The organism is Nitrospiria bacterium (assembly GCA_035498035.1).
Lineage (GTDB): Bacteria > Nitrospirota > Nitrospiria > JACQBZ01 > JACQBZ01 > JACQBZ01.
On record DATKAN010000038.1, the window covers coordinates 120,881 to 147,497 of the forward strand.

A 26,617-nucleotide genomic window follows, 5' to 3' on the forward strand; every position below is an offset into this window, starting at 1 on the left:
CTCCTTTCCGTTCGATTATTGTACCGGGTTTATGAGCCGGCCGATGCCTTCGATCACGATTTCGACGGTATCGCCGGATTTCATAGGACCGACGCCGGCCGGGGTTCCCGTCGCGATTACGTCGCCGGGAAGCAGGGTCATGACCTGCGAAATGAAACTCACCAGGGCCGGCACATTAAATATGAGCTGCGCCGTGCTGGCCGCCTGACGTCGCTCCCCGTTCAGATAGCTTTCGACTTTCAGGTTGTCCGGTCGGAGATCGGTTACGATCCAGGGGCCGAGAGGCGCAAAGGTGTCGAAACCCTTGGCGCGGGTCCATTGCCCGTCCTCTTTCTGGAGGTCTCGGGCGGTGACATCGTTGATGCAGGTGTATCCCAAAATAAAATTCGGCGTTTCCCCCGGGGCGAGTTGGACTGCCCGTTTGCCGATCACGACGGCCAGTTCGGCTTCGTAATCCACGCGTCGGGATCGCGCGGGGAGACGGATCGGTTCCTGAGGATCGAGTACCGCCGTGGACGGTTTTAGAAACAGCAACGGCTCCTTGGGAAGTTCTTTCTTAAACTCCGCGGCGTGGTCCTGATAATTGACGCCGACCGCAACGATCTTGGAGGGTTCGCAAGGAGCCAACAGTCGGGCGGATTTGACGGGGACGGCTTCGTCGGTAGGCGTGTATCCAGAAAAAGGATCCCCATCGATCCGGCGGATCGTCTCGTCTTCAAGAAGACCGTAGGTGATCCTGTTGTGATGTTGAAATCGGACGAATTTCACCGACTATCTGAGCCCCAGGACATCCTGCATGTCGTATAGCCCGGGCGGGCGGCCTGAAACCCATCGCGCCGCGACGAGGGCGCCCCGCGCGAAATTGTCCCGGCTGTGGGCCCGGTGGGTGATCTCGATTCGTTCACCCGGCCCGGCAAAGATCACGGTGTGCTCGCCCACCACATCGCCGGCGCGAACCGACTGGATCCCGATTTCATTTGGTTTCCGTTCGCCGATCATTCCTTTTCGCCCAAATACGCCGACCCGGTCCAGGTCGCGTTTCAATGTCCCGGCGACGACCTCGGCCATCTTCATGGCCGTCCCGCTGGGGGCGTCCTTTTTTAACCGGTGATGCACCTCGACGATCTCGACGTCGTAGTCGTCGCCGGTCACGCGGGCCGTATCGGCCAGGATCTTGAAGACCAGGTTGACGCCCACGCTCATGTTCGGCGACAGCACGCAGGGGATCTGTTTTGCGAAGTCGCGGATTTGCCCCATTTCGGTATTGGAGAATCCGGTCGTGCCGATCACGATTGCTTTTCCCGCCTCGGCCACCTCCGGCAGGATTCCAATCGTGCCGGAGGGCTCGGTGAAATCGATCACCACATCGCCCTTCGGCAAGGCCGGTCCGATCGCATGCCCAATGGAAATCCCCATAGGCCCGCAGCCGGCGACGTCTCCCGCATCCCTGCCGACGGCCGGGAGGCCGTACTTCTCGACGGCTGCGGACAACTGCAGGCCGTTGGCCTTATCCCGCATCAAAGCGATAACCCGGCTGCCCATCTTGCCGGAAGCGCCCATGACGATGACATTGACCATCGATCCCAATCCTTTAAAATAGACGGCCCAGGACTCTTAGGGTTTGTTGAATCCGCGAATCCTGTCCTTGGGACGCCCGCCGATCGGCTAAAGCAGGCCGTATTCCCTCATCGCCTTTTTCAGCGCGGCCTGGTTTGTCTCCGACATCGGACAGAGCGGAAGACGGACCTCCTCGGAACATTTTCCCATCCATCCCAGCGCCGTCTTAACCGGGATCGGGTTAGTTTCCACGAAGAGTGCGTCCACCAGCGGAGACATCCCGAAATGCAGTCGTCGGGCCTTGTCCCAATCCCCTTTGAGGGCCGCCCTGACCATCTCGGCGCAGTCCTTGGGAATGAGATTGGCCGCGACCGAGATCACGCCGCGTCCACCGAGGGCGAGGATGGCCAGCGTCAGGGCGTCGTCCCCCGAAAGGACGGCCAGCCGGTCGCCGCACAGCCGCATCACCTCGCTGATCTGTTGCAGCGACCCCGAAGATTCCTTGATCGCGACGATGTTTTTGGCTCCGGTTTTCGGGTCCACCAGCCGGGCCACGGTGGCCGGGAGCATGTTGACGCCCGTCCGTCCGGGAATATTGTACGGCATCAGCGGGAGGTTCACCGCCTTGGCGACCGTCTTGAAATGCTGGTAGAGGCCTTCCTGAGTCGGTTTGTTGTAGTAGGGACAGATCAACAGGGCCGCGTCCGCGCCGACCTTCTTGGCGTGGCGCGTGAGGGCGACGGCCTCTTCGGTGCTGTTCGAGCCGGTTCCCGCGATCACAGGCACCCGCCCGCGAACGATCTTTACGGTTGCTTCGATGACGCGGTTGTGCTCTTCATGGCTGAGCGTCGCCGATTCCCCCGTCGTTCCGCACGGAACGATTCCCGACGTGCCCCCGGCGATCTGAAACTCGATCAGTTCGGCAAAGGCCTTCTCGTCCAGTTTCCCCTTCCTGAACGGGGTGACGATCGCGACCATCGAACCTGAAAACATGGCGTATCTCCTTTAATGGGTGGAACCCGGCGAAGCCTTTCCATCCCTTTTGTAAGAGGATCTATCATACGGAAGTCGAAAGGTAAAATCAATCCGGCTCTTCAAAGCCGGGCCGATGTGCTGCGGCTCATTTTTTCTTTTGGGGTTTCTCAATCAGCTCGATCTCGTACCGGTCCGGGGCATCGATAAAACAGAAGCGGCTTCCCGACGAGCTGACGGTCGGTCCGTCCGTGATCGGGATCCCTTTATCTTTGAGTTGCGCGATGGTTTGATCGAGGTCGTACACCTCGAAGGCGAGATGCACAAGATCCTCCTGCACCCGGACCCTTCCGCTGGTCGGAAACGAGCAGATCTCGATCAGTTCGTCGCTGTTCGGCGTTTTAAGAAAGGCCAGCTCGGACCCCCGCGGGGACCGGCTTCGTTCCACCACCTTCAATCCCAAAATGTCCCGATAGAAACGGAGGGTCTCCTCCATGTCATTGACCCGCATCCGGGTATGAAGCAGTTTTTTGATCATAAGGGGCTCCGTGGCTCCTATTCTATAACAGATGAGGTCGGTTCTGGCAAGCGGAACGACGGAATTGATTCCAAGCGTGGTAGAGGATTATAATTTGTTGATGGACCTTCAACAAAAACTCACCCATCTGCCGTCTCAGTCCGGCGTCTATCTGCTGAAAGGCCGCGGGGGGACGATTCTTTACATCGGGAAGGCCAAGGTGCTTTCCGATCGCGTCCGATCTTATTTTCAAGAAGGCGCGCAGCTCACACCCCGCATCCGGAGTCTGGTGGATCACGTGGGCGACGTCGAATGCCTTGTCACGGCCACCGAACTCGAGGCGCTCATCCTGGAGAACAACCTGATCAAGAAGCACCGCCCGAAATACAACGTCGTGCTTCGCGACGACAAGAACTACCCTTATCTGCGACTGCCGCTGCAGGACGACTACCCGCGGCTTGAGATCGTCCGACGGGTCAAGCCGGACGGCGCGCTCTATTACGGCCCGTATGTTCCGACGCACGCCCTTCGCGAGACGTTGAGGCTCCTCCGAAGGCTCTTTCCGCTTCCCAACTGCAACATCGTCATCGACGGGACGGCGGAGCGGGCCTGCATCGAGTTCGAGATCAAACGCTGTCTGGCCCCCTGCACCGGTCATCAGAGCCGCGAAGGTTACCGGGAGATGATGGGGCAGGTCCGCCTGTTTCTTGAAGGCAAAGACAACGAGCTTCTCAAAATTTTGAAGAACCGGATGGAGGTCGAAGCGGCCCGGCTTAATTTTGAGGAAGCAGCCCGCCTCCGGGATCAGGTCGCCCATATCGAACGGACGCTCGAACGGCAGCGAATCACCACGACCGACTTGGCCGACCTGGATGTGATCGCGACGGCCCGCGCCGGGGAGACGCTCGATTTTCAGGTGCTGTTTATTCGCGGCGGGATGGTGGTCGGGCGAAAGGATTTTTTCATGACGATTCCCGGCGATGCATCCGAAGAGGATCTCTACGGCACGTTCATTCAGCAATTTTACAATAAGGAGGGTCTGGTCCCCCCGATCGTCGTGGCCGCGGTCGCGCCGGCCGAGTCCGGGCTGCTGGAACGATGGTTGTCGGAGAAACGCGGTACGCCGGTCCGCTTGACCGTGCCGCAGCGAGGGAAGGCGTCGCATCTGGTCGAGCTGGCGCAGGAGAACGCCCGTGTCGCGCTGGAGGAGCATCTGAGGATTGGACAGGCCGGCACGGCGGCCTCTCAGGAACTCCAGCGGATTTTGGGACTTCAAAGGCTTCCCCTGCGGATCGAGGCGTTCGATATCTCCAACATCATGGGCGATCAGGCGGTCGGGTCGCGCGTGGTCTGGGAGGACAACCGGCCTAAAAAATCGGCCTACCGAAAATTCAAGATCCGGACAATTCGGGGCGCAAACGATTTCGGCATGATGAAGGAGGTGCTGATCCGTTGGTATTCCTGGGCGCGGACGCGGGAAGAGCCTTTGCCCGACCTCATCGTGATCGACGGGGGCCGGGGCCAGCTTTCGGCGGCGTTGGAGGCGATGCGGATCGTCGGAATGACCGACCGGGACGTCATCGGGCTGGCCAAGGAGAAAGGGGAGAAGTTCGAGCGGGTTTTCCTTCCGGAAGCCTCCGGGGCGATCGCTCTGGAGCCGGCCTCGGCCGCGACCCATCTCCTTCAGCGTATCCGCGACGAGGCGCACCGCTTCGCGATCACCTACCACCGAAAGCTCCGCGGGCGGGACCTTGTTTTGTCCGTTTTGGATGAGGTCGAAGGGATCGGCGAAGCCCGAAAGAAAGCCCTGCTGAAAAAATTCGGGAGCCTGGAGGCCATCCGGCATTCGTCCATCGAGGACCTGCTGTCCGTTCCGGGCCTGACCCGAAAACGGGCCGAAGCGGTGCTCAAGAAATTAAATGCGGAGGTTATTCCTCGGAACCACGAGCCGTCAGATAAATCCCGCTGATCACGACAAGCAACGCGCCGATAAGAAAGCCCGGCGTGGCCGGCTCCGACAGGAGCCAGATTCCCATCACACTGCCGACGACCGCGCCGAAGGTAGACAGGATGCTTCCCTCGGCCGTCGTGGTATACCGGTAGGCCTCCGTCATCCAGATCTGCCCCAGCATCGAAAAGACGACGACCCCGGCGAGCGGTCCCAAGCTTTCCACCGGAGGAAGGGTCCATTGGCCGATCACCAGGGGCAGGCTGATCGCCATCCCGGCAATATTGAAGTAATGAAAAATCGTCCAGGCCGAGTCGGTTTTCCGAGACTCTTTCAACGACACGATCGCACCGCCCACCATCATTCCGGAGGCGATCCCCAGCAGATCGCCTCCCATCAGCCGATCGAACGAGGGGTCGACGATCAGATAAACGCCGACGAAGGAGGCCAGTAAGATGAACATCATGCGTCCGGAAAGAACCTTTCCTTGCCACCATTGGGCATAAAGGCTGGCGAAGACGGGATAAGTGTAGAGCAGGACCATGGCGTTGCTCAGACGCGTGGCGGCGACGGCGTAGAAGTAGAGCAGGTTTCCGATGCCGCCCAGGATGCCGCGGGCCATAACAAGACGCCTGTTGACCAGACGGATCTCGATCCAGCCGGCCGCGATCGCGGCCTGAACGATGAGATAGCTGGCCAGGAATCGCAAGAAAGCGATCTCGGCCGCGCCGGTGAATTCGGAGGCTCGTTTGACGAAGTAGGCCTGGATGCCGATACAGGCCGCGGCGAGAAGCATCAGCATCATTCCGGAACGTCTTGTCATCTTTTGTTTAGCCTACAGGGACGGAGGGGTTCTGTCAATTGATCTGCCTTTAAGGGGCTCACGTTGTCCCCTGCGCTGGCCACGCCGGCCGGCGCACCCCCTCGCCGTGCTCGCTGGGAATTTGTATCCCTTCTTGACAGCGCCGGGGGCATCGGATAAGATGGCCGTGATCCCCCAAAGGAGCGGAATGTGAGTCGTCTTCAGGCCTCATTTTATGTGTTGATCCTGACGGTTGTGGTCGTGATCCCGTCCGCTTGCGGTTCAAAGGCTTCCTCCGCGAATCCATCCGTCTTACCGTCGCCACCCGCGGTACAGGCTCAGGGACTGCCCGCAGCGACGACGTCGCAAGCGGCGGGGGCGCCTTCTCCATCGGGACGCGATCCCTTGATGGAACAGGGGGCGAAATTTATGGCGGTGGTGATGGATTACAAGCGGCGCCTGGAGAAGGACCCCAAGGACAAAGAGGCCCTGCTCTTCCTGGGCAACGCCAATTACGACATCAACCGCTTCGTCCAGGCGAAGGAATACTATAGGCGTTATCTGGAAATCGATCCGACCCATGCGGGGGTCCGGACCGATCTGGCCACGAGCGACTACAACACCCGGGATGTGGATGGGGCCTTGCGCGAACTGAGGACCGTCGTGGCCCAGGATCCGAACCATGAGGCGGCCCTTTACAACCTCGGCCTGATTCTTTGGAAGGATAAAAAAGACAATCCGGGTGCGATCCAGGCCTGGGAATCGCTCTTGAAGGCCCATCCGAATCATCCGAACGCGGCGGAAATCCAAAAGCAGATCGATCAGATGAAAAAGTCCTAAGATGGCCTTGCGATTTCTGGTCATCCTAATTTCGTTTATTGTGCTCTTCCTTGTAGCAAGACTGTTGATCGGTTTTTCTTCCCTGTCGAGTCAACGACGAAAACAACGTGAGCGGATGGGGGGAGAAATGGTCAAGGATCCGATCTGCGATACGTACGTTCCGAAGAGCCAAGCCATTGAAAAAAACGTCAACGGGCAAACAGTCTATTTCTGCGGTCAAGGCTGTGCGGATGCCTATGATAAAAAAAGGGCGGGTTCACAACCCGGATAAATGGAAGAGGTTATTGGGGGTGGTGTGAGGCCTCCCCCTGATCAGAGTAAAAGGAGGGTGTCATGAAATTTTTTCTGGATACCGCCAACGTCAAGGAAATTCAAGACGCCGCCGCCATGGGGGTTCTGGACGGCGTGACCACAAACCCGTCGCTGGTTTCCAAAGAGGGCCGTCCGTTCCGCACGATTTTGGAGGAAATCTGCCGGATCGTCAACGGACCGATCAGCGCCGAGGTGGTCAGTGTCGATCTGGACGGAATGCTAAAAGAAGGCCGCGAGCTGTCCAAGATCCACAAAAATATCGTGGTTAAACTCCCGACAATCCTGGAGGGTCTGAAGGCCTGTAAACGCTTGACGGGTGAGGGCATCCGCGTCAACATGACCCTGGCTTTCTCGCCCTCGCAGGCGCTGCTCGCGGCCAAGGCCGGGGCGACCTATCTGAGCCCGTTCATAGGACGGCTGGACGACGTCAGTCAATCCGGAATGGAGATCATCCGGCAGATCAAGACGATCTACGGAAACTACGGCTACAAAACCGAGATCCTCGCCGCCAGCATCCGTCACCCGATGCATGTGGTCGAGGCCGCCCTGGCCGGGGCTGACGTCGCCACCATGCCCTTTTCCGTGATCCAGCAGCTGGTCAAACATCCCCTGACGGATGCGGGCTTGAAAAAATTCCTTTCCGACTGGGAACGCGTCCCGCGCTGATGCAAGAGGTCATCCGCCGGCTTCTTCGAGCCGCGCTCAAGGCCGCCGATCCGGCCGCGGCCGTCCACCGGTCGCTCAGGCTTAAAAAATCCCGCCTCGTTGTCAGTGATCTAAGAGCGAATCAGCCCGAAGAATATTCCTATGAGCTTGACGGGAGCCGCCGATTGATCGTCCTCGGCGCCGGAAAGGCCGCCCCGGCGATGGCGGCGGCCGTGGAGTCCCTCCTCGGTTCGCGAATTACCGGGGGTCTTGTCGTCTCTAAAGACGGGCGGTTCAAGGCTTTGAAGCGGATTAAAATCCTCTCGGCGGCTCATCCGATCCCCGACCGAGCCGGATTGGCCGCTGCGGCCCGGATGGTCGATCTTGTGACCGGTTTGACCCCGGATGATCTGGTTCTGTTTCTGCTCTCCGGCGGGGCCTCGGCCTTGCTGCCGTATCCGGCAGAGGGGGTAACGCTCCGGGATAAGCAGAGGATCACCGACCGGCTCCTTCGCGCCGGAGCGACGATCGAAGAACTAAATGCCGTCCGGAAACACCTTTCCCGGCTCAAAGGAGGACAACTGGCCGCACGGTGCCTTCCGGCTCGCGTGGTCTCGCTCATCCTGTCGGACGTGGTCGGAAGTCCGCTGGAGGCGATCGGCTCCGGCCCGACCGCGCCGGATTCGACGACGTTTGGTGGTGCGATTGGGGTTTTAAAAAAATACCGTCTCTGGACCAAGACGCCGCGTGCAGTGAAAATATATCTTGCGGCCGGTCGTCGTGGGGCCCGACCCGAAACACCGAAACCCGGGGATCCGTTATTTCAACGGGTGAAAAACGTCATTATCGGCGATAATCGTAGCGCGATCGAGGCGGCCGCGGATCAGGCCCGCCTGTTTGGGATGAATGGGTTTGTTTTGACGACCAAACTGCAGGGGGAAGCCCGTGAGGCCGCCAAGCTGTTCGGTTCGCTTGCACGGGAAGTGCATCGAATCGGGAAACCGGTTCGGGCCCCGGCGTGCCTTGTCGCGGGCGGGGAGTTGACCGTTACCGTGGCGGGCCGCGGAAAAGGCGGCCGCTGCCAGGAGATGGCCCTTGCGGCCGCCAAGGAGATCGCCGGGCTCGATGGAACGACGCTGGCGGCCTTCGGGACCGACGGCCGCGACGGCCCGACGGATGCGGCCGGAGCGGTGGTAAATGATACGACGCTGTTCCGGGCCGCCCGGATGGGCCTCGATCCGGATCGCTTTCTTGCTCGAAACGATTCCTACCGCTTTTTCAAGAAACTCAAAGGATTGATCCAGACCGGACCGACGGGGACCAATGTGAACGATCTTTACCTGATGTTGATCGAGTAGGAATTTCGAACGCCCTCTCTTTTGCTTGACGGGGCAGTTCAGAAAGGCTATTCTGACGGCTGGTGAGGACGCAGGGAGGCGTCACAAAAAATACCATGGATCAACAGGATCAGACCCAGACCGTAAACATTAAAACCCTTCGGCCTTCCCGGGTCCGACCCGGCCGCGGGACCCCCGCGCTGATCGTGATGGCGGGCGGAGATCTCGGCAAGGTGTTCCAGTTCGACCAAGAGGACAAAACCATCGGTCGGGACGTGGAGGCTCAAATCGCGCTGAGAGACTCCATGGTGTCTCGGCGTCACGCCCAACTCTACCGGCAGAAAGCGGAGGACGGCGACGCGATCTATTACGTCATTGTCGATCTGCATTCCACCAATGGCACCTTTGTCAACGGGGAGCGGATTTCAAAGGCCTTTCTTCAGGACGGGGACAAGATTCAGGTCGGCAACACGATGCTCAAATTCACCTTTCACGACGAGACCGACCACCGGTACCAGCAGGAGATTCAGCGACGGATGGAACTGGACGAACTGACCGGTTTGCTTTCGCTCAATTCCTTCTACGAGCGTTCGGAACGGCGGCTGAAACAAGCGCAACGCAGCCAATCGAGAGTCGCCATCCTCATGATGGACCTGGACGGCCTCAAAGGCGTCAACGAGAAGCACGGGCATCTGGCCGGAAGTTTTCTGATCAAGCGCGTCGGCCGGATTATGCACGAGCGGCTGGGCCCGCTCGGGGAGGTCGGCCGCTATGGGGGAGATGAATTTATCGCCTTGGTTCCGGACCTCGAAACGGAGGCGATCCTCACTCATCTTGAAAACCTGCGAGCCGCTATCTCGGAGCACCGATTCGCATTCAAGAACAAAACCGTTCGGATCACCCTGTCGGTCGGTCTCGCGACCTTTCCCTGGGACGGGCATTCGGTCGAGGAGTTGGTGACCGCGGCGGATGCGGCGCTGTTCTCGGCCAAGCGTCAGGGCAAAGACCGGATCGTCATCTACGCCCAGGAATAATCCGCGTCTGGTCAGAGGGGCTCGCTGGGTTTTACTCGGCTTTGTTCCGGGCCCGTTTGCGGTCGTGCTCGGACAAGAGTTTTTTCCGGAGGCGGATGGAGGATGGGGTGACCTCGACCAGTTCATCGTCCGAAATGAACTCGATCGCCTGCTCGAGCGTCAGAAGCCTCGGCGGAGTCAGAACGATGGCTTCCTCGGCGCCCGAGGAACGGATATTCGTGAGGTGTTTCTTCTTGCAGAGGTTCACGACAATATCGCCGGCGCGTGAATTCTCGCCGACGATCATGCCCTCGTAAAGCCGGTCGCCCGGGCGGACGAAAAGCGAGCCCCGTTCCTGGATATTGTCCATCGTGTAGGGGACGGCTTCGCCCTCTTCCATCGAAATCAGCACCCCGCGATTTCGCGTCGGAATCTCGCCCCGGTAGGGCTGATAGTTCAGGAACATCTGGTTCAGGATGCCGGTGCCCTTCGTATCGGTCAGGAATTCGCTTCGATAGCCGAACAGCCCGCGGGCGGGGATTTCGAACAGGAGATGAACCCAGCCGTTGCCGTGATTGACCATGTTCTTCAGCTCCGCCCGCCTCGGTCCTAGCCGCTCCATCACGATCCCGACGTAGGATTCTTCGACATCAAGGTAAACCTGTTCGATGGGTTCCATCCGCCGGCCGTCGACCTCTTTGAAGATGACCTCCGGCCTCGAGACGGCCAGCTCGTAGCCCTCGCGGCGCATGTTCTCGATCAGGATGGACAGATGCAGTTCCCCGCGGCCCGAAACCCGGAAGGCGTCCATGCTGTCGGTCTCCTCCACGCGTAGCGCAACGTTCGAGCGCAATTCGTTGAAAAGACGCTCCCGGAGGTTCCGGGATGTGACGAATTTCCCCTCGCGTCCGGCAAACGGAGAGGTGTTGACCATGAAGAGCATTGAGATGGTCGGCTCGCCGATCGCCAGCGGCGGCAGCGGCTCGGGCTTTTCCATATCCGCCACCGTGTCGCCGATCTGAATATCCTCCAGCCCGGCCACGGCCACGATGTCGCCGCTGCGCGCTTCAAGGATTTCGATCCGTTTTAATCCCTCGAACCCCATCAGTCGGCTGATCTTTCCGGTCTCGACGTGCCCGTCCGGGCGGACCCGCGCGACGATTTCATTGAGCCGGATCCTCCCCCGAACGACCCGACCGAGGGCGATTCGACCGATGTAGTTGTCGTAGTCCAGCATGGTGATCTGAAGCTGGAGGGGGGCGGCTTCCTCCGCGGGAGGCGGTGGGATCTTGGAGAGGATCGTTTCAAACAGGGGGATCAGATCGGAGCCGGGATCCCCCAGCGCGTATTTCGCCACGCCGGTCTTGGCCGAGGCGTACACGACCGGGAAATCCATCTGTTCATCGGTGGCATTGAGTTCCATGAACAGATCGAATACGAGATTTAAAACTTCGACCGGTCGGGCATCGGCGCGATCGATCTTGTTGATGACGACGATCGGTTGGAGATCCAGTTCCAGCGCCTTTCGCAGTACGAATCGCGTCTGGGGCATGGGGCCCTCGAACGCGTCCACCACGAGCAGGACGCCGTCCACCATGGTCAGGATCCGCTCCACCTCCCCCGAGAAATCGGCGTGGCCGGGCGTGTCGACGATGTTGATCTTATAATCTTTGTAACGGATCGCGGTGTTCTTGGCGAGAATCGTGATCCCGCGCTCCTGCTCCAGGGCATTCGAATCCAAAACCCGCTCCCCCACCGTCTCATGCGCTTGGAAAGCACCGCCCTGCTGAAGCATACGATCGACAAGGGTCGTTTTTCCATGGTCCACATGCGCAATGATCGCGATATTTCGTAGGTCGGTTCGCCGTGCAACTACAGTCATTTGATCATCAATCCTTTCGGTTCGTCGATTGGGCAACAAAAAACCCCAAGCAGATTTGGGGCTGATGTTATCTTAACAGGTCTCGAGCCTGGCGTCAAGGCGATCGATTGTAACGCGCGCGGAAGGCGGCTTTTTTCATTGCAATCGTATTGGGTTTTCCTTAGAATACACTCGAGCATTCATTAAAGGCCATGGAGGGTGGATGAAGAAATTTCGAAAGACGGCTGTCGGGATTTTGGCCGTCGTGATTATCATGGGGGGTTGTCAGAAGAAGGAGACCGCCCTTCCTCAACCCCAGGCCGCACCGCCCTCGGTTTCCCGACAAGCCCTCCCGACGGACGTTCCCCCCATTTCGGGCACGGCCCCGACCGTGGTTCCGGAAGCCCTGAAAGGGAAGTGGACGGCTGTCAAGCTTCAGGTCGAAGACAAGAAAGCGAACCAAGCACAGGAGTATGTCGTGAAGTTGGGGGGGGAATTGGCGATTCCGTCCTCCACCTTGGTGGTCCAGGCGGAGGAATTCCTGCCCGATCTCAAGATCGAAGGGTCGTCGTTTACGACGGCTTCGAACGAGTTGAAGAACCCCGCCGTACATGTGCGGATCTTGGACGACGGCAAAGAGGTTTTCAACGGTTGGCTGTTCCAACTCTTCCCGGCGGTGCACCCGTTTCAGCACGAGCGGTATAGCATCACCCTGCGCGACAGCGTGGCGGCGTCGTGATGACCGGATCGTACGGCCGTACGCCCCTGCTTCAATTGTGGATGCATCGCGCCCGTAGCTCAGTTGGATAGAGCGTCTGACTACGAATCAGAAGGCCGGGGGTTCAAATCCCTCCGGGCGCATGAATTTTTGTCCGCCTTGAGCGGACAAAAATTCAGAGCGATGGAGCAATAGACAATAGAACATCGGATATTGCTCACATTGCGGTCAATTTTCTATTGTTCTATTGCTCAACCATGATTAATGTGGACAAAAAGTTCATGTCTCTGGCTTTAGAAGAATCCTGTCGGGCGATGGAGAATGGCGAAGTTCCTGTCGGTGCGCTCGTGGTCCATAATGGAGAAATCATTGCGCGTTCACACAACCTGCGGGAGGGGCTGCAAGATCCAGTAGCTCACGCCGAGATGCTGGTCCTTCGCGAGGCGGCTCGAAGACTTGGCCGCTGGCGATTGACGGGCGCGACGCTGTACGTCACCCTGGAGCCCTGCGCCATGTGCGCCGGCGCGCTGATGCTGGCCCGCATCGACCGCCTGGTGTACGGTTGCGAAGATCCGAAGGCCGGCGCATGCGGTTCCGTGTTTGAAATCGTGAGAGAGCCTCGACTGAATCATCGCATCGAAGTCGTTCGCGGTGTTCTGCAGGAGGAATGTCAATCCGTTCTGAAGAAATTTTTTGCGAATCGCAGGGAAGAAAATGGAGCGATGGAGCCATAGACCGCATTGGAACGGCAAAGCCTTCATCATCGTCTATTGATCCATTTTCCAATGCTCCAAAAATTGCGGAGCAATTTTTATGGAGAGGTGGCCGAGCCCGGCTGAAGGCGACTGCCTCGAAAGCAGTTGTGGGGGAAACTCCACCGGGGGTTCAAATCCCTCCCTCTCCGCCAAAATTTTCCGCAGGAAAATTTTCTCCCATTTTACTGTTTACGAATTAAGGTGCCTGCGGAAAATTTGGTGAATGGTGAATAGTAAATCGTAAATGGTTTAAAAAAGGAGAGGTGCAGGAGCGGCTGAACTGGCACGCCTGGAAAGCGTGTAGGGGGTCAAAAGCTTCCTCGAGGGTTCGAATCCCTCCCTCTCCGAATTTTTGCTCCGCAAATATTAAGGGCCATGGAGCCATAGACAACGGAACATTGGATATGGCTCGCATTGCGGTCCGTTTACCATTCGCGATCTGCCCGATTGGGCGGGAAATTTTGGTAAATTGTAAATCGTTTTAAAAAGGCCGGGCCCTGTGCGACGGAAGCTTGCAAACCCCGCCAGGTCCGGAAGGAAGCAACGGTAAGCAAATACTTCTGGGTGCCGCAGGTCGCCTGGCCTTGAATTTTTGCTTCGCAAAATTCCAGAGCAATGGAGCCGTAGAGAATGGAACATTGGATATGGCTCGCATTGCGGTCCGCTATCTATGGCTCAAATGTTCGATTGCCGGTCGGTCGGACCGGCTCTCAATGTCTCTACGGCTGCAACGGGATTCATATTAATTATGGACTACCAAGTCTCGGCCCGCAAATGGCGTCCCCAAACCTTTGAAGAGGTCGTGGGACAAACCCATGTCGCCCGAACCCTGACCAACGCGATTCGACAGGGGCGGATCGCGCATGCCTATCTGTTTTCCGGGATGCGCGGGGTGGGCAAAACCACGATGGCCCGGATTCTGGCCAAGTCCTTAAACTGCGAGACCGCGGTCAAAGGACCGACGGTTGCCCCGTGCCAGGACTGTCCTTCCTGCCGGGCCATCACCGGCGGCCAGTCGCCGGACGTGGTCGAGATCGACGGGGCCTCCAACCGCGGGATCGATGAGGTGCGTGAATTGCGGGAGGTCCTGAAATACGCGCCCATGGCCGGGAAATACCGCATTTACATTATCGATGAAATCCATATGCTGACGAAGGAGGCCTTCAATGCCTTGTTGAAGACTCTGGAAGAGCCGCCGTCCCATGTGATCTTCATCTTTGCCACGACGGAAGATCACAAAATTCCCTCCACGATCCTGTCCCGTTGCCAACATTTTCGTTTCAAACGCATCACGCGCCAGGAGATCATCGCCCAGCTGGAGCGCATCATTCGGGAGGAGGGCGTCCGCATCTCAGGGCCCGGCCTGGGCATGATCGCGAAGGCCGCCGACGGCAGCCTGCGCGATGCGCTGAGCTTCTTGGACCAGGGCGTGGCTTACGGCGGCAAAGAGGTGAGCGATCAGGACCTTCAGGTGATCCTTGGGGCGGCCGGTCGAGAGTTGCTGATGTCCATGGTGATGGCGATCCTCCGCCGCCAAACGTCCGAGGCGCTGCGACGGGTCAAAGAGCTGGCCGATCAGGGAATGGACTACCGGCAGTTTACCGGGGAGCTTCTGGAATATCTCCGTCACCTGGTGATGGCCAAATCGACGGCCGCGCCGGAGGAGATGATCGATCTGTCCTCGGAAGAGGTGGAAGAAATCCGGCAGCTTTCCTCCTGGGCAAGCCTCGAGGAGATGCAACGGCTTTTTGGTGTATTCTCCATGGCCTTGGAGTCGTTTCGGGGAGCGGCCCATCCCGTTTTTGTTCTAGAGATGGCCGTGATTCGCGCCACCCAGATTCAACCTCTTGAATCGTTTGAAAGGTTGCTGGAACGGCTTCAGCATCTCGAACGGTCTCTCCAGGATGGAAGTACCACAAGCCAAGACACCCGAGTCCCCATAGCCGGGCCGTTGGAGGTCCGGGCCGCGGGGCCGAAGGTTCAAGCCAGCCCGACGACCGATCCGGATCCGAAGTCCGAAGTTCAGCCCCCCCAACCCGGACCGGCCCGGGTCAAGCCCATCGAGATCAATTCCGAAGAATCGGGCAGACCGGGATTGCCTTTGGAGCGCTGGGGCGCGGTCGTGAAGCGACTCCTCCAAGAAAGACCCAACGTTGGCTCCTATCTGGAGAAAGGGGTTGTCCAGGAATGGATCCCGGGGAATGAAAAAGATATTTTGGTGATCGGCTATGACGAGGGAGCGGCTGTCTTTGCGGATTTCATCCAGAAAGACGAGACCCAGGCGGTCATCGCATCGGCGCTCCGGGAGGTTTTCGGAAAACCGGTTGAATTGAAGGTGGTTCGCCGGGAACGATCGGCCGCCGAGCGCACACGACTCAAACTCCAACACGAACAACAAAGTCAACTTCAGCGCAAGCGGATCCAGCAGGAAAGCATGGCCCATCCGTTGGTCAAAGAAGCCCTGAATATTCTGGGCGGTGAAGTGATCGATATTAAAGAACCCTAAACCGGCTGAATCAGTCCGTTACTTTCAACGAGGAAGATATGACTAAATTCGGGGACATGATGAGACAGGCTCAGGCCCTTCAGGAAAAACTGGCCCGGCTTCAGGAGGAAGCCGGTCAAAAGACGGTTGAAGCCACCGCGGGCGGAGGGATGGTGACCGTGGTCGCAAACGGAAGGCAGGAGATCGTATCGATCAAGATTGATCCGGAGGTGGTCAATCCGCAGGAGGTCGAAATGCTTCAGGACCTTGTTCTCGCGGCCGTCAATGAGGCGCGGCGCAAGGCACAGGAACTCATGGCCGAGCAGATGAAAACCCTGACGGGTGGAATCCAGATACCGGGCCTGTTCCCGTAACCTTATTTAGGGGAAATTTGCCGATGAAAGTAATGTCTCAAAACCCACTCGACCGACTCATTGAAGAACTCCGGAAACTCCCGGGCATCGGTCGAAAGACGGCCCAGCGCCTGGCCTTTTTTCTTCTAAAGATGCCCGCCGAGGAGGCCCATGGGTTGGCTCAGGCGGTCTTGGATGTCAAGGAACGCCTTCGGTTCTGCCGGTGGTGCAATAACATCTCCGAAGCGGAGGTCTGCCGCTTCTGCACCGATTCCTTGCGGGATCGGACCCGGATTCTGGTGGTCGAAGAGGCGAGCACGCTGTTCGCCATCGAACGCACGGGTGAGTACAAGGGGTTATACCATGTCCTGGTCGGAAGTCTTTCGCCCCTGGACGGCCGAGGACCCGCCGAAATTAAAGCCCAATCTCTACTCGACCGGTTGAAGTTGGGCGAGACCAAAGAAGTCATTATCGCCACCAATCCGACCATCGAAGGGGAGGCGACTGCGATCTACCTAACCCGCCTCATAAAACCCACCGGGGTGAAGGTGACGCGTATTGCCTACGGGATTCCGGTCGGTGTGGATTTAGAATACGCCGATGAAGTCACCCTCATTAAATCCCTCGAAGGCCGCCGCGAACTGGCATAAGTCGCTATTCTTATTGGGCTTAATTTTATCTAAAAAACCGCTTGACTAAGGTCACATCGCGTGTTAAATTGTTACATACAATTAGTAACTCGGATTGAAATTCCATGCAATTCAAGACGTTTGGAGAATGGCTGCGGCACTATCGGCTTCAGAAGGAGATCAGCCCTTTTAAAATGGCTGAATCATTGGGCTACAAACGCGTTTCTGCGATTTACAATTTCGAATATGGCATCGCTCCTTTGCCGATTACAAAGTGGCCAGCCATGGCGGCCGTGCTTCAACTTTCGATGGAAGAATTTTTGAAGGTCATGGAACGATATTCGCCGGACAAGGTCAATGAGTTCCGGTTGATTCGCGGGACCGCCGTTCCAATGGATGGCGGGTTATCCGGGAATACGGCGGACGGTGAAGAAGACTCCATAACCTGGGTTTCACCCACCCCGGTGTGGAGGGGGGATGACCTGATCAAGTCCTATGGATTGATGGATGCGGATACGGTATTTATCACGCGTGAAACGTGGGAAGACTCTTTGCGCATGGCGGTGGATCGGGTCCATCGTCATACCGGAATCCGGTTGGGGTTGTTCCAAGTGATTGACGGGGTTCCTTTCCCGGCCGGTTCCGTTGTGGCGGCATTAAAAGAGGCCAAGACCATTGGTGTCATCGAGGCGGAGGAGCCGAATAAACCCCTGGGGGTGTTGGCCGCTTGTGTCAAAGCCGCTTTCTTGGATGCTCTGACCGGCGCGGAGAGCTTTCCGGAAATTCACCGGGTGCCCAAGATCTTTTCGGTGATTGCGAAACCCTATCCGGAGGAATGGACGGCGCAGGGGGTCGAGAAAATCCTTCGCCATATTCAGGAAAACGGTCGCCAGAGGCACTTGGCAATAAAAATGGAACACCCTGTTTCAGTTTCGGTGAAAAGACGCTAAAAAGGCGTTGACAAACGATGCGGAACGCGTTTAAATTACATAACAACCCTGACGAAGAAACCCGGAAACAAACGTTTGAACAGGGTTATTCCTGGGACCTTAGAAAGGATGCCTTATGGAGTCGGATAAATATAAAGTGATGGCGGGCCCCGAGGCCTATTTTACTCCCGGCGCCGCCCGGATGGGAATCGTTCTTCCGGAGCCCGGGGAGGGCCACATCGAGGGCGAGATCGTCTCGGAGGAGGCGGCGCTCGAATTTGCGGCCCGGAAGTTGATCGAGGCGAAGAATCCCACCATTCATCCGGGACCGCTGGTGCTCTGGAACTGGAACGAGAAAGCCGCCAAAAAGGCGAAGGCCATTAAGGTCCTGGCCGATGTTATACCGGCCCGGATCATCCCGATGGCCGACTATCGGCCCAAGTATCCCAAGATCAATCCCGAGGTGGAGATCAACCCCAATCACCCCAACCTGACAATTTGGCACAACAAGGAAGACGTCTGCATCTTTGTCGGCGTTCACTGTCACATGGCCAATCTTTCTCTGAAGATTATCCGGGGCGGGACGAGTTGTTTTACGATTGCGCTTTGCGCCCAAGCCGGTCATGAGGACGCCAATCTCACGATCCGGGATACTTCGCCCGAAAAGATCCTTCGATTGGCCGAGTGGGTCAGCAAACTCAAAGGGACCCCCTGGGTCCGACCCGCCGAGTCGACGACCGGGAACGGGGACGAACGACACCGGGACAACGCATTTGCAAAATTATCCGATGGAGGAGGCTAACCATGGCAAACGAACTTTCCGAAGCCCAGAAAAGCCTGATCGGCAAACAAAACAAAAAGGGCCAGACCTACACCGACCCTAACGATCTCTTTTTCAAGGCCCCTCGTACCGCAGCTTTTTATACCGGTAGCGAGGTGATCAAGGAGGCCATCCGCCGGGCCAGCGTCGATGTGATGGTGGCCTATCCCATCACGCCCCAGAGCGAAGCGGCTGCCTTGATCGGAGAGCTGTACGCGGAAGGATATGTGGCCGATTATATGCGTGGCGAAAGCGAATTTGCCGTGATGAGCCAGTGCGCCGGTGCGGCATTCGGCGGGGCCAGGGTTTTTACAACGACGGCAGGACCGGGCACGATGCGGGCCTTCGAGAATTTCCCCATGTGGGTGGGGGCGCGATTGCCGATCCAGATGATTGTGACCTGTCGGGGCATCAATTCGCCCCTGAGCATCCAGCCGGACACATTGGAGATGTACTTTCTGTTAGGAACAGGGATGCTGGTGTGGCATGCAGAGACGGCCCAGGACTTTTTTGATTGGATGTTGATGGGCTACATCGTTTCCGAACAACCCGACGTTCATCTTCCCCTCGCGCTTTGCTGCGACGGGTTTTTCGTGACCCATACCAAGGACACGGTGATGCTAACGCCGCCGGAAATGTGCCTTCCCCCCTATGATCCCTATCGTTCGCCGGTCGTCTGCATGGATATGGAATGCCCGCCTGTTCGCATGATGCGTGATCCTTTTATTATGAAGTCCAATTACATCAGCTACATGACTCATGCCTCCTGGCAGGAAGAAACCCGGTCGGCCTGTGAGCGATCTCGAAAACATACGATCCCATTGATCGGGGGTTTGATAGAGACCGAGAACACAGATGCTGAGATATTGATCGTAGCATCCGGGACGGCCGTGTCCCAGGGTCGGGAAGCGATTCGTCTGCTGGAAGATCAGGGTATTCGGGTTGGCTTGGTAAAGGTGAAAAGCCTGAGACCTTTCCCGTTTGAAGAATTGCGTCAGGCCACAAAGAATGCCAAGCATATTTTCGTGCCTGAGTTCAATGTCATCGGGTGGCTGGCTCAGGAGTTGAAGGCCGCCCTTCCAAATAACCATCGAATTATCGCCGGGCCCCATGTGGCGGGTGGAATGACGATGCCGGCGGAAGTCATCGCGGAAGAGATCCAGAAAACCTTGGGTCGGCACGTGGCGACACTGGCAGGACGGGGCAGCTGATTTCTAACGGATTAAAGAGAAAATAAGGAGAAGCGTCATGAGCAAAGAAAAGATTCAGATTTGTCCGGAGTTCTATGACATCATGCCGCCGGAGTATCGCGATCTGGTCGAGCAGTCGACCTACGGGAATGAAGACCGCGGGTGGAAGGACATCGGGAACAGCAAGGAGTTGATCGAGGCACATTCGCTTTGCGCCGGCTGCCCCGAATCCATGGCCTTCCGATACATCCTCGCCTCGCTTCCCAATCCGGAAGACACGGTGATGGTCGGTTCGACCGGCTGCACCAGCCTCGTCTTTCCCATGGTGGCGGTGCATAACATCCATTCGTTGTTCGGCAACCAGAATGCGATCGCCAGTGGGCTTAAGCGGGCCCTGACCGTCCGATTCCCGGACAGGATCAAGGACGTGGTGGTGCTGGCCGGCGACGGGGCGACCGTGGACATCGGCCTCGACATGACGCTGCAGGCCTGGTTCCGACAGGAGAAATTCACGACGATCTGTTTTGACAACGAGCTCTATGCCAACACGGGCGGACAGGAATCCGGTCTGATGCGAAAGGGTTTCGTGGCCAAAATGGCTCCGACGGGCAAGAAGTTCGACAAGGTTCGGTTGCCCGAGATCGCACGGGAATCGGGCTGTTGTTACGTCGTCAACCTGACAGTCAGCAAGCCTTCCTTGGTCGAGAAGGTGATCAAGAATGCGGTGCTGCTGGCCCGCGAAGTGGGGCCGACGTATATTCAGATGTATACGCCCTGCATTCTCGAGATTGGCAAGAACAGCATGGAAGGTCTACAAGAGATGCGCGACTCCGAGAAACCGGGCGAACGCTTCAACTACAAAGAGTACATCACCGATGAGGCCAAACAGTACCTGGCCGACATCGAGGCGAAGAAAAAGACCGCAGCCATCACGGCGGCCCAGCCGGCCGCATAAAAAAAGGAGCCGGTTCGCGGCTTTGCCGCGAGAGGCTCGGGGTATGGGGGCATCGGAGGACCTGTCAGGTTCCATCCGCATGGGCCCCCACAGATAATAGGGGGTACGACCATGTTGAAGAAGCGCACTAACATTCGAATGTCCGGACTGGGCGGGCAGGGAGTAGTAACCTCGGCCCACGTGATGGCGATGGCCGCAAACAAGGACGGGAAATTTTCGATCTCCAATCCCTTTTTCGGAGCCGAAAAACGGATGGCCCCGGCCGAGAGTTACTGCCGGATCGGCTCCGAGCGGATTTATGATCGGGGAGAGTTGGTCTATCCGGATATTATCATGGTATTCCACCCCCAGGTGATTACCCTCCAGAAGAGTTACACCGCTCCGTTCTACTCGGGCATTAAGAAGAACGGATTGCTGATAATAAATTCCAATTCGGACCTGCTGAACGATGAGGACAAAGAGCATCTGAGAGGATTGAACGTGTCTGTCTACACGTTTGACGGCACGGCAATGGCGCTGGAGATCGCCGGGACCGAGCTCTCCACGAATATGGCCATGATCGGTGCGGTCACCGGCATTTCCAAAGTGGTGACGATGGAGGCGGTGGACCAGGCGATTCAGGACCGGTTCGGCAAGAAGTACGTGGCCTCCGGGGGAACGGCCACGCTGGATGAGGCGATCAAAAAGAAGTTTGCCAAGAAAGAGCAGTTGTTGGCGAAAAACATGGCCACGATCAAGAAATCGTATGATGTGGCCTCCGCCTGGGCCGAGAGCCAGAAATTGGTCATGGCCGTCTAACAAGAGGATCAATGCCGTGTATAATATCGCGTATGTAGAAGATGACAAGTGTGTCGCCAATAAAGGATGTCGGCTTTGTATCATGTACTGCCCGGAGGCTGACTGCATCAAGCTCGATACGCGGAAGATGAAGGCTTTTGTGGTCATTGAGCGCTGCAAAGGATGCGAACTCTGCGTTGTGGTTTGTGACGCCGCCAAGCACAACGCGATCATCATGGCTCCGGTCGATGGGGCCACCGGCGAGATTATGCTGGACAAGCACAAGGCGGAAGCGGCCGCGCTCGGCCAAGCCTATCAAGGGTGATTACGACCACCAACCGCAAAGCCCCCGCGCGTCCCTGCCGTTTGGGTTTTGATTCCTCGTGGATTGGGAGAGATCATGGAGACAACGACAAAACCGCAAGCTCCGAGCACCGCGCCGCCCAGTTTAAAGGACCTCGTCTTCAGGGCCTTGGAACGAGAACCCCATCGGGCCTTCTCGGTTGAAGATCTGGTCCAGCTTCTCAAGTTGCAATCCCCCAAAGATCCGCAGAAGCAGGCGCAGGCCGTGGAGCAGGTGTCGTCCTATCTGCGTCAGTTGGCCGATGCGGGTCAGGTCACGGAGGTCGCGGACGGCCTTTTCAAGTGCCGGCTCTTCTTCGAATCCGAAAAGAGTATCGAGCACGCCTTTATCGGGGGGATGGGAAATGTCCGATACCGGTTTAAGTCGCCGATCTTTCGACTTAATATCGGAGTTCTCTCGGTTTACTTTATCCGGGATGCAAAGAAGGGCGAGTGGTTCATCACGGTCCGGGACACCACGATCGGGAAGGATTACGCGCTGGTCCGTCATCTGCGGGACGGTGAATATCGGATAGGAAACCGGCCCGTCGGTGCGGAAGAGAAGAACTATATTCAGATTGCAGGTCGGTATATTGAAAAAGAGCATTTGACGCTGTCCATCGCCGGGGAAGACGTTCGCATCGACGATCGGAATACCCCGTACGGGACGCGCATCGATCTTCTCACGAAAGAGGGCCTCGCCCGTTATCGGGAGGCGGCCAGGATATTCCTGAAGGCGACCGATCCGTCGGACCAGAAGGATTCCGTCAAACGGGGCCGCTTCGTATTGGAGCAGTTCCTGCACCATCATCATAACTTCGAAACCTCGTTCTTCGGCGCCGTTATTGATTCCCTATTGATGGCCGGTTAACCCGCCGAAGGCTTCAGGAAATCCGCCGTGAATCAACAAGAAATCCGGGAGTCCATCCTCGAAGTGACCCGGGCGATCGAAAATGTCAACCGGGTTTTTGAGAAACGCGCGGCGGAGTTGCGGGAGGCCGGCGACGCGCAAGGGCTGCAGCAGTGGACGAAGGCCTGTTCGGCCATGCGCGACAGCGGAAATATCTATATCACATGGGCCCGCCACTATGCCCAGTTGACGGAGCCCTCCGGCGCCTCCGAAGAGGAGGGCGGATTCTTAGACGAGGGGGCCGTATGGGATGAGAATCCCTCCGGACCTTGACCCGCCCTTGTCGTGACGCTTGCAACCTCCTTCTAATTCCTCTATAATTCCATAGATTTTTCTAAACCGCGGGAGAGGTTGAAGTATGCCCGATCCTGGATTGATCATGTACGAAGAGGAGTTCAAGCAGATCGACGCGGAACTCCGTCGGCTTCATCAACAGGCCAATGCCAAGGTCACCTTTCTGGTCGACAAGAACGGTCAGTTGATTTCGGCGATCGGCGAAACGGATAACCTGGACACAACCTCTTTGGCCTCTTTGACGGCGGGCAATATCGCCGCGACCGGCGGGATGGCCAAGCTGCTGGGCGAGAAGGATTTCTCGATCTTGTTTCACGAGGGGGAGCGGGACAATATTCATATTTCGCTGGTCGGCCGGGTGATTCTCGTGGTGATCTTCGACCAACGGTCTTCGCTGGGGCTGGTGCGTCTTCGGGTCAAAAAAAGCGTGGAGGTCCTGGGCCAAATCCTGCAAAAGATCCTGCAAAAAGTGGATCAGGCCAAGGCCCCGGCCGGAGCGGCCGGCGGGCCGTCCAAGGAAGATTCGAAGTCTCCCTTTGCCGAGATTACGGAAGATGATATTGAAAAGTTGTTCGGCTGATTTCACGCAATCGGTTGGAGTTTAACCGGGGAACGGGTTGGCATGTCGTTTATCAACTATTCAGCACGCGAGATTAACTGCAAGATCGTTTTTTACGGTCCCGGACTCGGCGGGAAGACGACCAATCTTCAGTACATTTATAAAAAGACGAACCCCGACAGCAAGGGGAAAATGATCTCCCTCGCCACCGAGAGCGAGCGGACGCTTTTTTTTGATTTTCTTCCTCTGGCGCTCGGAAACATCAAGGGCTTCAAGGTCCGGTTCCATCTCTACACCGTTCCCGGTCAGGTGTTCTACGATGCCAGTCGAAAGTTGATTCTAAAAGGCGTGGACGGCGTGGTGTTCGTGGCGGATTCTCAGGCGGAACGGATGGAGGCAAACATCGAAAGCATGGACAACCTGCGGCGGAATCTCCAGGAACAGGGGTATAATCTGGACAACCTTCCGTTTGTCGTCCAGTACAATAAACGCGATCTCCCCAGTGCCGTTTCGTTGGATGAACTAAATCAAGCGTTAAATCCCAAAGGAGTCCCTTCCTTCGAAGCGGTCGCTCCGCAAGGGCAGGGAATCTTCGAGACGTTGAAAGAGATTGCCAAACAGGTCATCCTGGAGATTAAGAAGGGTTCGTAAGAAACCTTTAAACATTTTTTATAGCGTTCATCCTTTCGCTTAAGAGCCAACGGAATTTCCCGATCTTCAACCTTAGAGGCTTCGGAACGTGAAGCTGGGAAGACGGCCGCCGGTTGCCAATCTGATCGTTTTTCTGAAAACCTTCCTCTTTTCACCTCCATCCCATTCCGTCGCTCTTCTCGATTATTTACTTGTACCGTTTTGGTTACAGGTTCGGGTCGGACCGCGGGAACACATTATCGGGATCGTCTTCGCGATTGACCGCGTGAAACTTCTTCCTCCATCTTTTCGTACCGCTCGTAATCCAGCAGCTCATACAGTTCCTTCCGCGTTTGCATCTCGCCTAATAGACTCCGTTGGGTTCCGCCTCGTTTCAGTTCGTGCAGCGCGGACTCGGCCGCTTTCATCATGACACGGAAGATCGTCATCGGAAAGATAACCAAGCGATAGCCCATCCGGTCAAACTCCCGAACTGACAGGTACGGACTTTTCCCGAACTCGGTCATGTTGGCCATTAAAGGCCCCTTAACACGGTTCGCAAACTTGGAAAATTCCGCGGCCGACTCCAGTGCTTCAGGAAAAATCATGTCCGCGCCGGCGTCGCGGTATTGCCGGGCCCGGTCGATCGCGGCCCCCAACCCCTCCACCCCTCGCGCGTCCGTCCGCGCGATAATGATGAGATCGGGATCCTTCCGTGCTTTTGCGGCCGAGCGGATCTTTTCGGCCATCGTTTTGGCCGGGACTAATCGCTTCCCGGCCAGATGCCCGCATCGTTTCGGATCTCGCTGGTCTTCGATTTGGATGGCCGCGGCGCCGGCGCGTTCCAGCTCGCGAACGGTTCGGGCCACGCTGAGCGGACCGCCAAATCCGGTGTCCGCATCGACGATCAGGGGGAGACGCGCGGCGGAGGTGATGTAGGCGGTCTGCTGCGCAAGCTCGGTCATTGTCAGGAGTCCGATGTCCGGCATGGCGGTCATTCCGTTTGTCAGTCCCGCTCCGGAGAGATAAGCCGCTTGAAAGCCGGAGCGCTCCACCATCGTGGCCGTAATGGCATTAAACACGCCGGGGGCGACGACCACCCCCTGAGCGAGTCGCTTGCGTAATTGCGAAGCGGAAGTCATGCCGGCTGTCCTTTTCGTTTGACGGGGACGACGCAAAGCGAGAGCAGATCGTCCATCTTTTTTAAGGTGTCCAACTTCCAAAGCCGATCCAGGATTTTTCGGATCTGTTTCTTGGAAAGCCTCGGTTCGGTCAGTGAAATGAATTTCGCCTCCACTTCGTTGTCCGACAGCGGACGTTTCGGATGTCCCTTGGGATAGGTGACTTTGAGAGAATGAGACTGTCCGTCGACCGTCTTCACCAGGACTTGATTCGGCATCGACTCAGGATAGGCCCGGTTAAATTCGGGATCGTCCGTAACGGACACTTTTTGAATCAGCGCACGGAGTCGTGGATCCGCGATCCGCGCATCCGTAAATTGATCAAGCCCGACCGCGCCGTCCATGAGGGCCACCGCGACAAGATAGGGCAGACTGTGATCCGCCGTCTCCCGACTGCGGGGATGCCATTTCTCGGGATCCCTCCCGATGATCTCGACCGAGACGTCAAACGTCTTGACCTCGATCGCACCAATATCCTTTGGATCAATCTTTTTCCGAAGAAGGAGCGCGGCCTCGATGGCGCTTTGTGCATGGTATTCGGCCGGGTAAAATTTAATATACGTATTCAGGATTTTAAACGGGGTTCCCTTACCTCCCAGCGTCGGAAGGTCGAACGGGCCGGTGACCAGTCGGAAGAACCCTTTTTCCCCCTCGAACAACGGCGCCGGGCCGGTCATTCCCTGTTTGGCCAGAAGCGCCGCAAAGATTCCGTTCCGCGCGGCATTCGCAAACGCGCAGCCTTTCCACATCGAAAGTTCCCCGACGCGCGTCTGGCGCATCGCCACATTGGGAACCCCGGCCAGGCCGAGCGCATGGACCATCTCTGGTTCCGAGAGCCCCATCAGTTTTGCGGCCATCAGTGATGTGGACAACGGACCATAGGTGACATGATCCCACCCCCGCGTGCGCAGCGCGGCCGCATCGCAGAGGCGGCATTGAATCTCATAACCGATCACGATGGACGTGATCAGGTTTTTGCCGTTCCGGCCTTCCGCCTCGGCCACGGCCAGCGCGGCCGCGATGTTGTCGCTGGGATGGGCCGGCTCTTTCGACAGATAGGTGTCGTTGTAGTCGAAATAACGGATCATCGTCCCGTTGGCGAAGGCGGCCAGGTCGGGCGCGGAGGTATGGTTTGTGCCGAGGACGGTCGCCGGATAACGGCTCTTCACAAATCGAGCTGCCGTACGGGCGATACGGCAGGGGTCGGAATCAAACGCCCCGAGCGCGCAGCCGATCGAATCGATCACACGCCGCTTGACTTCGTGGACCACGTCGCGCGGCAGATC

29 protein-coding genes, 3 tRNA genes and 1 other RNA gene are annotated in these 26,617 nt (G+C 57.4%); 25 read left to right on the forward strand and 8 right to left on the reverse strand.

Features of this window, described 5'->3' with window-relative positions:
* Positions 1-15 precede the first annotated feature (15 nt).
* From VMN77_08205 to VMN77_08220, 4 genes are all read right to left on the reverse strand, one after another.
* Positions 16-768, reverse strand: a complete 753-nt coding sequence (locus VMN77_08205; protein HTN43765.1) for a fumarylacetoacetate hydrolase family protein — start codon at positions 766-768, stop codon at positions 16-18.
* A 3-nt stretch (positions 769-771) separates the two neighbouring features.
* Positions 772-1,578 carry a 4-hydroxy-tetrahydrodipicolinate reductase gene (gene dapB, locus VMN77_08210; GenBank protein ID HTN43766.1) on the reverse strand — a complete coding sequence of 269 codons (807 nt, stop codon included), beginning with the start codon at positions 1,576-1,578 and terminating at the stop codon, positions 772-774.
* 87 nt (positions 1,579-1,665) lie between these two features.
* Complete coding sequence (dapA, locus tag VMN77_08215; protein ID HTN43767.1) at positions 1,666-2,550, reverse strand: 4-hydroxy-tetrahydrodipicolinate synthase; 885 nt, start codon at positions 2,548-2,550, stop codon at positions 1,666-1,668.
* A gap of 127 nt (positions 2,551-2,677) precedes the next feature.
* Entirely contained in the window at positions 2,678-3,067 is a 390-nt protein-coding gene (locus VMN77_08220) for a VOC family protein (protein ID HTN43768.1), read from the reverse strand.
* A 100-nt stretch (positions 3,068-3,167) separates the two neighbouring features.
* Here VMN77_08220 and uvrC point away from each other — a divergent pair, with 100 nt between their 5' ends.
* Positions 3,168-5,015, forward strand: a complete 1,848-nt coding sequence (gene uvrC / locus VMN77_08225; protein ID HTN43769.1) for an excinuclease ABC subunit UvrC — start codon at positions 3,168-3,170, stop codon at positions 5,013-5,015.
* Here the strand turns inward: uvrC and VMN77_08230 are convergent.
* Positions 4,975-5,817, reverse strand: a complete 843-nt coding sequence (locus VMN77_08230; GenBank protein ID HTN43770.1) for a DMT family transporter — start codon at positions 5,815-5,817, stop codon at positions 4,975-4,977. The genes uvrC and VMN77_08230 overlap by 41 nt on opposite strands.
* A gap of 189 nt (positions 5,818-6,006) precedes the next feature.
* Here VMN77_08230 and VMN77_08235 point away from each other — a divergent pair, with 189 nt between their 5' ends.
* From VMN77_08235 to VMN77_08255, 5 genes are all read left to right on the forward strand, one after another.
* On the forward strand, positions 6,007-6,636 hold the full coding sequence (locus VMN77_08235; protein ID HTN43771.1) for a tetratricopeptide repeat protein: 630 nt from the start codon (positions 6,007-6,009) through the stop codon (positions 6,634-6,636).
* A 1-nt stretch (position 6,637) separates the two neighbouring features.
* A complete protein-coding gene (locus VMN77_08240; GenBank protein HTN43772.1) occupies positions 6,638-6,907 on the forward strand; it encodes a hypothetical protein in 270 nt (89 codons plus the stop codon).
* A gap of 62 nt (positions 6,908-6,969) precedes the next feature.
* Positions 6,970-7,614 (forward strand): fructose-6-phosphate aldolase, encoded by a 645-nt coding sequence (gene fsa / locus VMN77_08245; GenBank protein ID HTN43773.1) that lies wholly within the window; start codon positions 6,970-6,972, stop codon positions 7,612-7,614.
* On the forward strand, positions 7,614-8,951 hold the full coding sequence (locus VMN77_08250) for a glycerate kinase (GenBank protein HTN43774.1): 1,338 nt from the start codon (positions 7,614-7,616) through the stop codon (positions 8,949-8,951). Before fsa ends, VMN77_08250 begins: the two co-directional genes overlap by 1 nt.
* 95 nt (positions 8,952-9,046) lie before the next feature.
* The gene (locus VMN77_08255) at positions 9,047-9,964 is read left to right on the forward strand and encodes a GGDEF domain-containing protein (GenBank protein ID HTN43775.1); all 918 of its coding nucleotides are present in this window, start codon (positions 9,047-9,049) and stop codon (positions 9,962-9,964) included.
* Positions 9,965-9,995: 31 nt separating this feature from the next.
* Here the strand turns inward: VMN77_08255 and typA are convergent, their stop codons facing one another.
* Positions 9,996-11,825, reverse strand: coding sequence for a translational GTPase TypA (typA, locus tag VMN77_08260; protein HTN43776.1), 1,830 nt, complete (start codon positions 11,823-11,825; stop codon positions 9,996-9,998).
* 202 nt (positions 11,826-12,027) lie between these two features.
* Here typA and VMN77_08265 point away from each other — a divergent pair, with 202 nt between their 5' ends.
* The 19 genes from VMN77_08265 to VMN77_08355 all read left to right on the forward strand — a co-directional run bounded on the left by VMN77_08265 (position 12,028) and on the right by VMN77_08355 (position 24,171).
* Positions 12,028-12,543, forward strand: a complete 516-nt coding sequence (locus tag VMN77_08265; protein HTN43777.1) for a DUF2155 domain-containing protein — start codon at positions 12,028-12,030, stop codon at positions 12,541-12,543.
* 48 nt (positions 12,544-12,591) lie between these two features.
* Positions 12,592-12,665, forward strand: a tRNA-Arg gene (locus VMN77_08270).
* A 114-nt stretch (positions 12,666-12,779) separates the two neighbouring features.
* Complete coding sequence (tadA, locus tag VMN77_08275) at positions 12,780-13,256, forward strand: tRNA adenosine(34) deaminase TadA (protein ID HTN43778.1); 477 nt, start codon at positions 12,780-12,782, stop codon at positions 13,254-13,256.
* Positions 13,257-13,337: 81 nt separating this feature from the next.
* Positions 13,338-13,429 (forward strand) — tRNA-Ser (locus VMN77_08280).
* A gap of 105 nt (positions 13,430-13,534) precedes the next feature.
* Positions 13,535-13,624 (forward strand) — tRNA-Ser (locus tag VMN77_08285).
* Between the two features lie 141 nt (positions 13,625-13,765).
* Positions 13,766-13,864: signal recognition particle sRNA small type (gene ffs / locus VMN77_08290), an RNA gene on the forward strand.
* 161 nt (positions 13,865-14,025) lie between these two features.
* On the forward strand, positions 14,026-15,783 hold the full coding sequence (dnaX, locus tag VMN77_08295; GenBank protein HTN43779.1) for a DNA polymerase III subunit gamma/tau: 1,758 nt from the start codon (positions 14,026-14,028) through the stop codon (positions 15,781-15,783).
* Between the two features lie 38 nt (positions 15,784-15,821).
* Positions 15,822-16,136, forward strand: coding sequence for a YbaB/EbfC family nucleoid-associated protein (locus tag VMN77_08300; GenBank protein HTN43780.1), 315 nt, complete (start codon positions 15,822-15,824; stop codon positions 16,134-16,136).
* Between the two features lie 23 nt (positions 16,137-16,159).
* Entirely contained in the window at positions 16,160-16,765 is a 606-nt protein-coding gene (recR, locus tag VMN77_08305; GenBank protein HTN43781.1) for a recombination mediator RecR, read from the forward strand.
* Positions 16,766-16,938: 173 nt separating this feature from the next.
* The gene (locus VMN77_08310; GenBank protein HTN43782.1) at positions 16,939-17,694 is read left to right on the forward strand and encodes a hypothetical protein; all 756 of its coding nucleotides are present in this window, start codon (positions 16,939-16,941) and stop codon (positions 17,692-17,694) included.
* A gap of 115 nt (positions 17,695-17,809) precedes the next feature.
* Positions 17,810-18,475: a carbon monoxide dehydrogenase beta subunit family protein gene (locus VMN77_08315; protein HTN43783.1), complete on the forward strand. Its 666-nt coding sequence runs from the start codon at positions 17,810-17,812 to the stop codon at positions 18,473-18,475.
* A gap of 2 nt (positions 18,476-18,477) precedes the next feature.
* The gene (locus VMN77_08320) at positions 18,478-19,704 is read left to right on the forward strand and encodes a transketolase C-terminal domain-containing protein (protein ID HTN43784.1); all 1,227 of its coding nucleotides are present in this window, start codon (positions 18,478-18,480) and stop codon (positions 19,702-19,704) included.
* A 37-nt stretch (positions 19,705-19,741) separates the two neighbouring features.
* Positions 19,742-20,638 (forward strand): thiamine pyrophosphate-dependent enzyme, encoded by an 897-nt coding sequence (locus VMN77_08325; protein HTN43785.1) that lies wholly within the window; start codon positions 19,742-19,744, stop codon positions 20,636-20,638.
* 111 nt (positions 20,639-20,749) lie between these two features.
* Positions 20,750-21,436, forward strand: a complete 687-nt coding sequence (locus tag VMN77_08330) for a 2-oxoacid:acceptor oxidoreductase family protein (protein HTN43786.1) — start codon at positions 20,750-20,752, stop codon at positions 21,434-21,436.
* Positions 21,437-21,518: 82 nt separating this feature from the next.
* A complete protein-coding gene (locus VMN77_08335) occupies positions 21,519-21,740 on the forward strand; it encodes a pyruvate ferredoxin oxidoreductase (protein ID HTN43787.1) in 222 nt (73 codons plus the stop codon).
* Positions 21,741-21,815: 75 nt separating this feature from the next.
* A complete protein-coding gene (locus VMN77_08340; GenBank protein HTN43788.1) occupies positions 21,816-22,628 on the forward strand; it encodes a hypothetical protein in 813 nt (270 codons plus the stop codon).
* A gap of 27 nt (positions 22,629-22,655) precedes the next feature.
* Positions 22,656-22,940, forward strand: coding sequence for a hypothetical protein (locus tag VMN77_08345; protein ID HTN43789.1), 285 nt, complete (start codon positions 22,656-22,658; stop codon positions 22,938-22,940).
* An 85-nt stretch (positions 22,941-23,025) separates the two neighbouring features.
* Entirely contained in the window at positions 23,026-23,541 is a 516-nt protein-coding gene (locus tag VMN77_08350) for a roadblock/LC7 domain-containing protein (protein HTN43790.1), read from the forward strand.
* Between the two features lie 42 nt (positions 23,542-23,583).
* Positions 23,584-24,171 (forward strand): GTPase domain-containing protein, encoded by a 588-nt coding sequence (locus tag VMN77_08355; protein HTN43791.1) that lies wholly within the window; start codon positions 23,584-23,586, stop codon positions 24,169-24,171.
* Positions 24,172-24,407: 236 nt separating this feature from the next.
* Here VMN77_08355 and prpB read toward each other — a convergent pair whose 3' ends face one another.
* Positions 24,408-25,292 carry a methylisocitrate lyase gene (prpB, locus tag VMN77_08360; protein HTN43792.1) on the reverse strand — a complete coding sequence of 295 codons (885 nt, stop codon included), beginning with the start codon at positions 25,290-25,292 and terminating at the stop codon, positions 24,408-24,410.
* Positions 25,289-26,617, reverse strand: a 1,329-nt coding sequence (locus tag VMN77_08365; GenBank protein HTN43793.1) for an MmgE/PrpD family protein, incomplete at its 5' end; no start/stop codon positions are given. The genes prpB and VMN77_08365, both read right to left, overlap by 4 nt.

Excerpts from the sequence above, each read along its gene's own strand:
- recR (HTN43781.1), top strand. The coding sequence starts at position 16,160 with ATGAAAGTAATGTCTCAAAACCCACTCGACCGACTCATTGAAGAACTC.
- tadA (HTN43778.1), top strand. The coding sequence starts at position 12,780 with ATGATTAATGTGGACAAAAAGTTCATGTCTCTGGCTTTAGAAGAATCC.
- dapA (HTN43767.1), bottom strand. The coding sequence starts at position 2,550 with ATGTTTTCAGGTTCGATGGTCGCGATCGTCACCCCGTTCAGGAAGGGG.
- uvrC (HTN43769.1), top strand. The coding sequence starts at position 3,168 with ATGGACCTTCAACAAAAACTCACCCATCTGCCGTCTCAGTCCGGCGTC.
- dapB (HTN43766.1), bottom strand. The coding sequence starts at position 1,578 with ATGGTCAATGTCATCGTCATGGGCGCTTCCGGCAAGATGGGCAGCCGG.
- VMN77_08335 (HTN43787.1), top strand. The coding sequence starts at position 21,519 with ATGTACTGCCCGGAGGCTGACTGCATCAAGCTCGATACGCGGAAGATG.
- prpB (HTN43792.1), bottom strand. The coding sequence starts at position 25,292 with ATGACTTCCGCTTCGCAATTACGCAAGCGACTCGCTCAGGGGGTGGTC.
- VMN77_08355 (HTN43791.1), top strand. The coding sequence starts at position 23,584 with ATGTCGTTTATCAACTATTCAGCACGCGAGATTAACTGCAAGATCGTT.
- VMN77_08240 (HTN43772.1), top strand. The coding sequence starts at position 6,638 with ATGGCCTTGCGATTTCTGGTCATCCTAATTTCGTTTATTGTGCTCTTC.
- fsa (HTN43773.1), top strand. The coding sequence starts at position 6,970 with ATGAAATTTTTTCTGGATACCGCCAACGTCAAGGAAATTCAAGACGCC.
- VMN77_08330 (HTN43786.1), top strand. The coding sequence starts at position 20,750 with ATGTTGAAGAAGCGCACTAACATTCGAATGTCCGGACTGGGCGGGCAG.
- VMN77_08350 (HTN43790.1), top strand. The coding sequence starts at position 23,026 with ATGCCCGATCCTGGATTGATCATGTACGAAGAGGAGTTCAAGCAGATC.
- VMN77_08300 (HTN43780.1), top strand. The coding sequence starts at position 15,822 with ATGACTAAATTCGGGGACATGATGAGACAGGCTCAGGCCCTTCAGGAA.
- VMN77_08340 (HTN43788.1), top strand. The coding sequence starts at position 21,816 with ATGGAGACAACGACAAAACCGCAAGCTCCGAGCACCGCGCCGCCCAGT.
- VMN77_08320 (HTN43784.1), top strand. The coding sequence starts at position 18,478 with ATGGCAAACGAACTTTCCGAAGCCCAGAAAAGCCTGATCGGCAAACAA.
- dnaX (HTN43779.1), top strand. The coding sequence starts at position 14,026 with ATGGACTACCAAGTCTCGGCCCGCAAATGGCGTCCCCAAACCTTTGAA.
- VMN77_08250 (HTN43774.1), top strand. The coding sequence starts at position 7,614 with ATGCAAGAGGTCATCCGCCGGCTTCTTCGAGCCGCGCTCAAGGCCGCC.
- VMN77_08310 (HTN43782.1), top strand. The coding sequence starts at position 16,939 with ATGGCTGAATCATTGGGCTACAAACGCGTTTCTGCGATTTACAATTTC.
- typA (HTN43776.1), bottom strand. The coding sequence starts at position 11,825 with ATGACTGTAGTTGCACGGCGAACCGACCTACGAAATATCGCGATCATT.
- VMN77_08255 (HTN43775.1), top strand. The coding sequence starts at position 9,047 with ATGGATCAACAGGATCAGACCCAGACCGTAAACATTAAAACCCTTCGG.
- VMN77_08265 (HTN43777.1), top strand. The coding sequence starts at position 12,028 with ATGAAGAAATTTCGAAAGACGGCTGTCGGGATTTTGGCCGTCGTGATT.
- VMN77_08315 (HTN43783.1), top strand. The coding sequence starts at position 17,810 with ATGGAGTCGGATAAATATAAAGTGATGGCGGGCCCCGAGGCCTATTTT.
- VMN77_08220 (HTN43768.1), bottom strand. The coding sequence starts at position 3,067 with ATGATCAAAAAACTGCTTCATACCCGGATGCGGGTCAATGACATGGAG.
- VMN77_08325 (HTN43785.1), top strand. The coding sequence starts at position 19,742 with ATGAGCAAAGAAAAGATTCAGATTTGTCCGGAGTTCTATGACATCATG.
- VMN77_08230 (HTN43770.1), bottom strand. The coding sequence starts at position 5,817 with ATGACAAGACGTTCCGGAATGATGCTGATGCTTCTCGCCGCGGCCTGT.